Below are 8,420 nucleotides of genomic sequence, written 5' to 3' on the forward strand. Positions count from 1 at the left end.
CGCCCGATCGTGCTGTATTATGTGATCCTGGTGATTGCCGGCCAGGCGGCCGCTTTCGCCGCTGTGGGCGCGATGCTGCTCGGTGTGATCGTAACCGGTGTCTTCGTGGCGATTTCCATGACCGCCGGCGGCGGTGCCTGGGACAATGCCAAGAAGTACATCGAGGAAGGCCATCATGGCGGCAAGGGTTCGGATGCCCATAAGGCAGCCGTGACCGGCGACACTGTCGGCGATCCCTACAAGGACACGGCCGGCCCGGCCGTGAACCCGCTGATCAAGATCACCAACATCGTGGCCTTGCTGCTGCTGGCGATGCTGGCACACTGATCCCGCCACAAAACAACAAGCGACGAGGGCCGGGGGCAACCCCGGCCCTTTGCTTTTTTTGGGATAGGGCCAAGGCATTTACTGGTTTTCCAGGAAAATAAATTCCTCATAAATTCTCTTCGATGAAATTGGTCGTCTTCCGCAGCGGAATAAGCCACTTAATCAGGGGCTGCGGATAATCAAAGGTTGCCACAGCCGACGATTTCAAATAGTTACAATGAATACTCCTGGGCGGATGGCCGGCTTTATTGGCCATCGGTCCTTACAGGGCGGTGCCAATTGGTGCCGTGACCTGTCCCTACGGGCTTCGGCCCGTCCGCGCGGATGATGCGTGGCTGCCGGATACGGCGCTGCGCCACCAGCTCCAGAAGTTTTGGCAGCCGGTGTATCCGATGGAACAACCAGGAAGGTCGTTGCATGCTGGCTTTAACGTCTCCAGTACCCTATGCGGTTTATCAGCGCCGGCTGGCGCGCGTGGAGGAGCCCAAGGCGGATTTTATTGCCGAGCCGGGACCATTGCCTGGCCGCACCGTGGTGCGCTTCGCCGGCACGGCGACACCCAATTCTGCAGTCAGCCTGCGTATCATGACCGCCGATGTGCCGCGTGAACTGGTGGCACCCGAACTGGGCCTGCGGACTGACAGCAAGGGCCGCTTTTCCTGCCGCATCGCCCTGCCGGCCGGCGGCTGGTATCTGGCCAATTTGCGCCAAGGCGGCAAGGAAATCTCGATTGCCCCCTTCGGCATCGGCGAGGTCTATCTGATCGCCGGGCAATCCTATGCCGGCAATTACCATTCCAGCCGCATGGCCGTGACCGAGCCGAAGGGCCGGGTGGTGGCGCTGAGTCCGCGCCGCAAGTTGTGGCGCGTGGCGCATGACCCGCAGCCGACACTGGATTACCCGGAAGATGGCGAACGCTACTGGGCGCATGTCAACCGCATGCAGGCGATGTTCCATATGCACCAGCGTTTTGATGGTGGCAGTATCTGGCCACTGGTTGGCGACATGCTGGTGGGTGTGCTGGGTGTGCCGGTCGGCTTTGCCAATCTATCCTTTGGCGGCTCTGGGATAGAGAAATGGCACCCGGACGAAAAACTGTTTGAGTATATGCGCGATATCGCCTTGTCGCTGGGCCGCTTCCGGGCCGTTCTGTGGGCCCAGGGCGAAAAGGATGTGCAGGATGGCATGGCGCCGGAGGAATGGAGCCGGCGGCTGAAGCGCATCCAGCGCGCGCTGGCCGAAGACCTGGATTTCACGCCGGATTGGCTGGTGGCCAAATCCACCAAACATCCGACGGTTTACAGCCTGCCGGACCGGGAGGATGCCTTGCGCGCCGCCGTTGACCGGTTATGGCGCAAGGACGACACAATCTTTCCGGGGGCTGATACTGATCGCCTGGTGGGCGACGAGAATCGTGCCGGCCTGGGCGATAGCGCGCATTTCAGCCGCGATGGCCAGCACCGCGCCGCCTGGCTGTGGTTTCACGCCATCATGGCGCATATCGAACACCGCGAGGCGCTGGCAGCGGCGTGAAACTGCTCAGAGCGCCACGGCAGTGGCGCTGAGCACCAGCAGGATCATCACTTCGGCCACCTGCTGCGTCGAGCCGAGCAGGGCCTCATCATGGCCGCCGAGCCGCTTGCGGCCCAGGGCGTGCATCGCCAGCGCCACCAGGGCCACGGTCAGGGCAACAGCCAGCAGCAGTTTCAGGCTGAGCAGCAGCAGGCCACAGAACAATGCCAGCGCACCGGCTTGCAGGGCGGCAGCGAGCGGCACATCGCCTTCAAGCGGCCCAGCCTGGTCATTCGGTGCTGGCGGCAGCAGAAACCACACCCACACCATGGCGGCGCGTGAACCGGCGCCGGCCAGCACCAGGGCAATGGTGGCTGCGGTGCCATAACTCACCGTGGCCTCAAATTCCTCCGCGACAGAGAGCAGGCTGTTGGCCAGATCCTCAATGCCGTTGCTGCGCAAGGCGATCAGCAGCAGCAAAGCCAGCAGGCCGTTGATCCCGATCCGGCTGCCATATTGTGCAGGATCAGCCGGCATCAGGCGCCAGCCGCGAAAACCATCGGTCAGTCTGGCCAGGCTGCGCTCGTGGCGCCCGCCAGTCAGCAATATCTGGCTGACTATGGCCAGCAAGGCAGCGCTGCCGATGCCAAGTCCCAGCGACACGGCAGCCAGGAATACCAAACCGCCGCCAAGGCCGATCAAGGCGCCGATCAGCGGATAGGCCCAACTCGCCGCCGCCTGGCGCTGCACATTGGCATCCTCGGGCAAGGCGGCGGGCAGCGGCAAAGCGGTCAGGGCGCGCAGCGCCAGCAGCAGATCATGGCGACGCCGCTGCCAGCCATGGCGCGGTGGTTCTGATTTGGGGACTGAATGCGGCTCGTCCATGGGCTGGCTCAGGGGGCTGGCTCAGGGTGCGGGTTCAAGCGGTTTGCAGCGCCCGGCCCTCAACGATTGGTGCGGCCGGTATTCTGATTGTTGAAGCGGCCAAAATTACCGAGCAATTGCTCAAGCACGGTAATGTCCTTGCCCTTGGTCGGGGTTTCGCGGTCAACAAAAGCCACCTGGCGGCCGTCCTTCATGCCATACCGTTTGATCTCGGCCACCTTGCCGTCCTTGCCGAAGCTGATCGCCAGCACCTGCTGATCGATCAATTCCGGGGCCATGAAGGCCACGGCCTCGGTTTCGGAGGAAATGTAATACCACACTGTTCCCCATTGCGGGAAAGTGGAGGTGGTGGAGGGCGAGCCGAGCGCGGCATTAACCTGCGGCTCGGTACTGACCCCGACCTTGACTTCCTTGAGCCGATCCTCGTCGATTTGGGCGCCCCGGTAATCCTGGCGCGGCGCACAGGCCGCCAGGCCGGCGCATAGAAGCGCCAGCAGCAACAAGGTGCGGGGCGTGGAAAGTGCCATGGTTTGGAGACTCGCGCTTAAGACCGCAGGATATTATCTTGTCCGCGCCGGAAACGCAAACCGGCGCCGTGCCGCAGCAATAGAAACGATTTAGATCATATGCTTAAAGCCATTTTCTCGCTCTTTGCTGGAAACAAGCCGGAATCCCCGGCGGCCAGACTTTACAGCGCCGCGGTGGCACAGGCGCGTCAGCCCGGCTTCTATATCGAGCGTGGCGTGCCAGACAGCCTGGATGGCCGCTTTGACCTGCTGGTGCTGCATGTTTTCCTGGTGCTGCGCCGGCTCAGCGGCCTGGGCGCGGAAGGCCAGGCCATCGCGCAGGAATTGTCGGATATTGTCTTTGCCGATATGGACGGCAATCTGCGCGAAATCGGCGTCGGCGATCTGGGCGTCGGCAAAAAGATCAAGGCCATGGCCAAGGCGTTTTTTGGCCGCCTGACGGTTTATGAGGCGGCGCTTAATGCCAGCGACGATACCGGCCTGACGGATGCTCTGACGCGCAACCTTTATGGCACCGTGGCGCAGCCCGATCCGGCCGCTGCGGCCTGGATGGCCGGCTACATGCGCCGCGCCGATGCTGCCCTGGCCGGGCAGAGCGAGGGGCTTTTGGCTGGCCGGGTCGATTTCCCGGCCTGAAACACGGCGTTATAAAGGCCATTGACCTAGGCCGCGTCGGCCCCTATGGTCCGCCGCCCATTTACATCCCAGGCTGGAGTGCGGTCGGTGTCGAAAACGCCGGTGCAAAACGAATTTTCCCATCCCATCGACGTGGCCCAGATTGGCCCCGAAGGCGTGTCTGTGCGCCTACAGGCTGCCGAATCGGTGCGCATTGCGCTGGCCAAGCGGTTCCATATCCCGGCCGTGCTGAGCCTGCGCGCTGAATTGCGCGTGCAGCCGGGTGTGGAAAGCGGCCATTTCCAGGTGACGGGCCGGCTCTGGGCCGAAGTGGAGCAGACTTGCGTGGTTTCGCTCGATCCGGTGCGTGAAACGCTGGATGAGGAATTTGAGCGCGGCTTCGCCCCGCCCGAGGCAGTGGCTGAAATCCTGGCCGCCCTGCCGGAATCGGATGATGACGAGTCGGAATGGCTCGACCCTGATGCCATTGATCCGCCGGACCCGATTGAGGGCGGCGTGATTGATCTGGGCGAGGTGGTGGCCGAGGAATTGGCCCTGTCGCTCAACCCCTATCCGCGTAAGCCTGATGCTGAATTACCCGCAGGTTTTACGCCCGATCCGGAGCCGGAAGCCAAGGTCAGCCCGTTTGCGGTGCTGGCCCAGCTTAAGAAAGGCTCTGAAAAGTAAGGCAAGGCCCTTGGTCCCCGGGGCGCCTGAGAGTATAAGACGGGGATTCTTGGCCTGGGCGATGGTTGGAAGACCTGCCCAATGCCCCGCGCGAGCGGGGTGGAATTACAGAGAGAAGTGTCATGGCTGTCCCGAAGAAGAAGAAGTCCAGCTCGAAGCGCGACATGGGTCGTTCGCACGATGCCCTCAAGGGCAGCGCCTATATGGAATGCAGCAATTGCGGCGAACTGAAGCGCCCGCACCATGTCTGCGGCGCCTGCGGCCATTACGATGGTCGTGAGGTGGTAGCCAAGACTGAGGCCGCCTGAACGCGCACGTATTTAGGGTGAGGTTGCGCGCGTGACAGCGACCCTGACCCTTGCGCTCGACGCCATGGGGGGCGATCACGCCCCTGAAATGGTGGTCAAGGGCGCCGCCGCGATTCTTCCGCGCTTTCCCCAGGTGAGGTTCCTGCTGTTTGGCGATGCCGAACAGATTGAACCCTTGTTGCGCAAGTATCCGACCTTGCGCGACCGCGCCGAACTGCGCCACACCGCCGACCGGGTGCATAGCGAAGACAAGCCAAGCCAGGCGCTGCGCCGGGGCCGCAACAGCTCAATGCGGCTGGCGATTGATGCCGTGGCCAAGGGCGAAGCCCAGGCGGTGGTTTCCGCCGGCAATACCGGCGCGCTGATGGCGATGGCGAAGTTTGTGCTGCGCACCCTGCCGGGCATCGAACGGCCGGCGCTGGCGTCGTTTTTCCCGACGTTGAAGGGCGAGACGGTGATGCTCGACCTTGGCGCCAATGTGGAATGCGATTCGCGCAATCTGGTGCAGTTTGCCGTGATGGGTGCCAATCTGGCGCATTCCGCGCTGGGCCGGCATCGCCCGCGCGTTGGCCTACTGAATGTGGGCGTTGAGGAATTGAAGGGCAATGACGCGGTGCGTGGCGCCGCAGAATTGCTGCGCGCCGTGCAGAATCCGCCGTTTGAATTCGTTGGCTTCGTTGAGGGCGACGACATCACCAAGGGCGAGGTGGATGTTATCGTAACCGATGGCTTCACCGGCAATGTGGCGCTCAAGACCGCCGAAGGCACCGCCAAGCTGATGGGCACGCTGATGCGCGCCGCGTTCCAGCGCTCGATCCTGACCAAGCTGGGGTATCTGCTGGCCTATTCCGGCCTGGCGATGCTGAAGGCGCGCATCGATCCGCGTTTTTACAATGGCGGCGTCATGCTGGGCTTGAACGGCATTGCCGTGAAAAGCCATGGCGGCACCGATGAAGTGGGCTTCGCCGCAGCGCTTGAAGTGGCTATCGACATGGCCAATGACCGCCTGATTGAGCGGATTCGCGCCGATTTCTCGGGCGCCTTCGCCGAAGCCCTGACCAATCCGCCGCCCAGTATTGCGGGCCCCGGTAGTTCCAGTATCAGCAGCAACGGCAAGGATGCGGTCAGCGAGCCGGTCAAGATTGCCGTCGCGGAGGTTCCATGATCCGTTCCGTCGTTATCGGCTGCGGCAGTTATCTGCCCGAGCGTGTGCTGACCAATGCCGAACTGGCGACCATGGTGGACACCACCGATGAATGGATCGTCGAGCGCAGCGGCATCCGCCAGCGCCATATCGCCGCCGAGGGTGAAAAGACCTCGGACCTGGCGATCAAGGCGGCCGAACGCGCCATCGCCCATGCCGGCATCACCGCCAATGAGATCGACCTGATCGTGCTGGCCACGGCCACGCCAGACGAGACTTTTCCAGCCACCGCCTGCCGGGTGCAGCACGCCCTGGGCATCACCGGCGGTGCGGCTTTCGACGTGCAGGCGGTTTGCTCCGGCTTCATCTTTGCCATGGCCACCGCCGACAATTTCCTCAAGGCCGGGCAGTTTAAAACCGCCCTGGTGATCGGCGCCGAGACCTTCTCGCGTATCATCGACTGGACCGACCGCACCACATGCGTGCTGTTTGCCGATGGCGCCGGCGCGCTGGTGCTGCGTGCCGAAGAAGGCGCGGGCGACAGCATGGATCGTGGTGTGCTGACCACGCATCTGCATTCCGATGGCCGCCACCATGATCTGCTTTATGTGGATGGCGGGCCGTCTTCGACCCAGACCACCGGCCATCTGCGCATGCTGGGCAAGGAAGTGTTCCGCCATGCCGTGGTGAACCTTTCCGATGTGGTGAAGGAAACCCTGGCGGCCGTGAATATGAGCGCCGACCAGATCGACTGGCTGGTGCCGCATCAGGCCAACAAGCGCATCATCGACGGCACCGCCCGGAAACTCGGCATGAGCACGGAGAAAGTGGTGATGACCGTGGATCACCATGGCAACACGTCGGCAGCCTCGGTACCGCTGGCGCTGGCCGAAGCGGTGGCCGATGGCCGTATCAAGCGCGGCGATGTGGTGCTGATGGAAGCGATGGGCGGCGGCTTCACCTGGGGCAGCGCCCTGGTGCGCTGGTAAGCCAAACCGGAAAAGCGTTGGCGTGGGGCTTTTTTACCCCGATTCGGCCATCGTCGTATTGACGCCCAATCCCGGTTAAGTTAGCGTCACTGCACGAAAAATTGCAAAAGAAGGGGGCGGCGCATGACAGGGAATACTCTGACGCGCGCGCAATTGGCCGAGGCTATTTACCAGGAAGTCGGGCTTTCGCGCAGCGAATCCGCCACCCTGGTGGAAACCGTGTTGAACGAGATCATCGAAAGCCTGATCGCCGACAACATGGTGAAAATCTCGTCCTTTGGCACCTTCCAGGTCCGCTCCAAGGGCGGCCGCATGGGGCGCAATCCAAAGACCGGCCAGGAAGTGCCGATTGATCCGCGCAAGGTGCTGGTTTTCCGCGCCAGCCATGTGCTGAAGGAAAAGATCAATGCCGGCATGCATTCAGGCAAAAAGGCGCCGGCAGCCGATTGAGGCGATTTGAACCGTGTCTGAAGCCGACGAGTCTGTAACCCCGAAAGCCACGCGCCGCGCCGAAGCCAAGGCAGCCAGTGCCTTCCGCACCATCGGCGAAGTGGCCGACAGCCTGGGGCTGGCGCAGCATGTGCTGCGTTTCTGGGAAAAGAAATTCCATCAGGTGCGCCCGGTGAAACGCAATGGCGGCCGGCGCTATTACCGCGTGGAAGATATCGAAATGCTGCGCGAAATCCGCAGCCTGCTGCATGACCAGGGCTATACCATCCGCGGTGTACAGAAACTGCTGCGCGAAGGTGGTCTGGCGCAGGAGGTGAGGGCGCGTGCCACCGGCAAAGCGCCGAAAGTGGTCGCTAAAACCGTTATGCCGGTTGAAACACAGGCGGAAAAGCCGGCCGATAAAACCGCAGACAAGACCGCTGACAAGAATGCCAAGAAGCTGCATTCCGACGATCTGCGCCAGGTTTCGATGCCGTTTGACCTGTTGCAGGATATGAGCGGCATGCGCCAGGCACTGAAGCTGGCACTGGCCGAACTGGAAGCCGTGCATACCGATCTGGCGGCGCGTCAGAACCGCTGAATTAGACCGTTGCCCTTGGTTGCGCCGGGGGGAGGCCGTGGCTATAGTGCCGGCCGATTCCGATGCCGCCAGCTTATTCGGCCAGGCATTGGAAACACGGTCGGAGCGTAGCGCAGTCTGGTAGCGCACTTGCCTGGGGGGCAAGGGGTCGTGGGTTCAAATCCCGCCGCTCCGACCAATATTTCCCCGTAAAATTTGAAGCATCACATCAGCCCCTCGAAGGCGGCCAGCGATAGGATGTGGCTGACCTTCACGCCATCATCGGCCAGCGGCGTGTGGCAGAGCTCGATACGGACAAAATCCGCATTATGGCGCATGCGCGGATCGCCGAAGCGATACAGCGCCAGGCCCTCGCTCACCACTTGCTGCCGGTCCTCGATCGGGTGGCTCAGGCTG

12 protein-coding genes and 1 tRNA gene are annotated in these 8,420 nt (G+C 62.4%); 10 read left to right on the forward strand and 3 right to left on the reverse strand.

Features of this window, described 5'->3' with window-relative positions; all coding sequences use genetic code 11:
- Both KBB36_RS20155 and KBB36_RS20160 read left to right on the forward strand, forming a co-directional pair.
- Window positions 1–327: sodium/proton-translocating pyrophosphatase (locus tag KBB36_RS20155; protein ID WP_290985431.1), on the forward strand; the 327-nt coding region annotated here is incomplete at its 5' end.
- 417 nt (window positions 328–744) lie between these two features.
- Window positions 745–1,860 (forward strand): sialate O-acetylesterase, encoded by a 1,116-nt coding sequence (locus KBB36_RS20160; RefSeq protein WP_290985433.1) that lies wholly within the window; start codon window positions 745–747, stop codon window positions 1,858–1,860.
- 6 nt (window positions 1,861–1,866) lie between these two features.
- Here KBB36_RS20160 and KBB36_RS20165 read toward each other — a convergent pair whose 3' ends face one another.
- Both KBB36_RS20165 and bamE read right to left on the reverse strand, forming a co-directional pair.
- Window positions 1,867–2,724 carry an adenosylcobinamide-GDP ribazoletransferase gene (locus tag KBB36_RS20165; RefSeq protein ID WP_290985435.1) on the reverse strand — a complete coding sequence of 286 codons (858 nt, stop codon included), beginning with the start codon at window positions 2,722–2,724 and terminating at the stop codon, window positions 1,867–1,869.
- Window positions 2,725–2,783: 59 nt separating this feature from the next.
- A complete protein-coding gene (gene bamE, locus KBB36_RS20170; protein ID WP_290985438.1) occupies window positions 2,784–3,251 on the reverse strand; it encodes an outer membrane protein assembly factor BamE in 468 nt (155 codons plus the stop codon).
- Between the two features lie 99 nt (window positions 3,252–3,350).
- On the opposite strand from bamE, the gene KBB36_RS20175 reads away from it, so the two are divergent.
- The 8 genes from KBB36_RS20175 to KBB36_RS20210 all read left to right on the forward strand — a co-directional run bounded on the left by KBB36_RS20175 (window position 3,351) and on the right by KBB36_RS20210 (window position 8,202).
- Window positions 3,351–3,887 (forward strand): ubiquinol-cytochrome C chaperone family protein, encoded by a 537-nt coding sequence (locus KBB36_RS20175; protein WP_290985441.1) that lies wholly within the window; start codon window positions 3,351–3,353, stop codon window positions 3,885–3,887.
- Window positions 3,888–3,974: 87 nt separating this feature from the next.
- On the forward strand, window positions 3,975–4,553 hold the full coding sequence (locus tag KBB36_RS20180) for a DUF177 domain-containing protein (RefSeq protein WP_290985444.1): 579 nt from the start codon (window positions 3,975–3,977) through the stop codon (window positions 4,551–4,553).
- A 122-nt stretch (window positions 4,554–4,675) separates the two neighbouring features.
- Window positions 4,676–4,861, forward strand: a complete 186-nt coding sequence (gene rpmF / locus KBB36_RS20185; protein ID WP_290985446.1) for a 50S ribosomal protein L32 — start codon at window positions 4,676–4,678, stop codon at window positions 4,859–4,861.
- Window positions 4,862–4,892: 31 nt separating this feature from the next.
- On the forward strand, window positions 4,893–6,026 hold the full coding sequence (gene plsX, locus KBB36_RS20190; protein WP_290985448.1) for a phosphate acyltransferase PlsX: 1,134 nt from the start codon (window positions 4,893–4,895) through the stop codon (window positions 6,024–6,026).
- A complete protein-coding gene (locus KBB36_RS20195) occupies window positions 6,023–6,994 on the forward strand; it encodes a beta-ketoacyl-ACP synthase III (RefSeq protein ID WP_290985450.1) in 972 nt (323 codons plus the stop codon). Before plsX ends, KBB36_RS20195 begins: the two co-directional genes overlap by 4 nt.
- Window positions 6,995–7,117: 123 nt before the next feature.
- Entirely contained in the window at window positions 7,118–7,444 is a 327-nt protein-coding gene (locus KBB36_RS20200; RefSeq protein WP_290985452.1) for an integration host factor subunit alpha, read from the forward strand.
- 13 nt (window positions 7,445–7,457) lie between these two features.
- Complete coding sequence (locus KBB36_RS20205; protein ID WP_290985454.1) at window positions 7,458–8,024, forward strand: MerR family transcriptional regulator; 567 nt, start codon at window positions 7,458–7,460, stop codon at window positions 8,022–8,024.
- A gap of 101 nt (window positions 8,025–8,125) precedes the next feature.
- Window positions 8,126–8,202, forward strand: a tRNA-Pro gene (locus KBB36_RS20210).
- Window positions 8,203–8,227: 25 nt separating this feature from the next.
- Here the strand turns inward: KBB36_RS20210 and KBB36_RS20215 are convergent.
- Window positions 8,228–8,420 (reverse strand): hypothetical protein (locus KBB36_RS20215; protein WP_290985456.1); only part of this gene is annotated, 193 nt, incomplete at its 5' end.

Source organism: Ferrovibrio sp., from assembly GCF_017994015.1.
In the GTDB taxonomy this organism is placed as follows: domain Bacteria; phylum Pseudomonadota; class Alphaproteobacteria; order Ferrovibrionales; family Ferrovibrionaceae; genus Ferrovibrio.

Bases quoted from the DNA above. Each gene is read 5' to 3' on its own strand.
- KBB36_RS20195 (WP_290985450.1), top strand. From the start codon at position 6,023: ATGATCCGTTCCGTCGTTATCGGCTGCGGCAGTTATCTGCCCGAGCGT.
- KBB36_RS20175 (WP_290985441.1), top strand. From the start codon at position 3,351: ATGCTTAAAGCCATTTTCTCGCTCTTTGCTGGAAACAAGCCGGAATCC.
- KBB36_RS20200 (WP_290985452.1), top strand. From the start codon at position 7,118: ATGACAGGGAATACTCTGACGCGCGCGCAATTGGCCGAGGCTATTTAC.
- KBB36_RS20165 (WP_290985435.1), bottom strand. From the start codon at position 2,724: ATGGACGAGCCGCATTCAGTCCCCAAATCAGAACCACCGCGCCATGGC.
- KBB36_RS20160 (WP_290985433.1), top strand. From the start codon at position 745: ATGCTGGCTTTAACGTCTCCAGTACCCTATGCGGTTTATCAGCGCCGG.
- rpmF (WP_290985446.1), top strand. From the start codon at position 4,676: ATGGCTGTCCCGAAGAAGAAGAAGTCCAGCTCGAAGCGCGACATGGGT.
- bamE (WP_290985438.1), bottom strand. From the start codon at position 3,251: ATGGCACTTTCCACGCCCCGCACCTTGTTGCTGCTGGCGCTTCTATGC.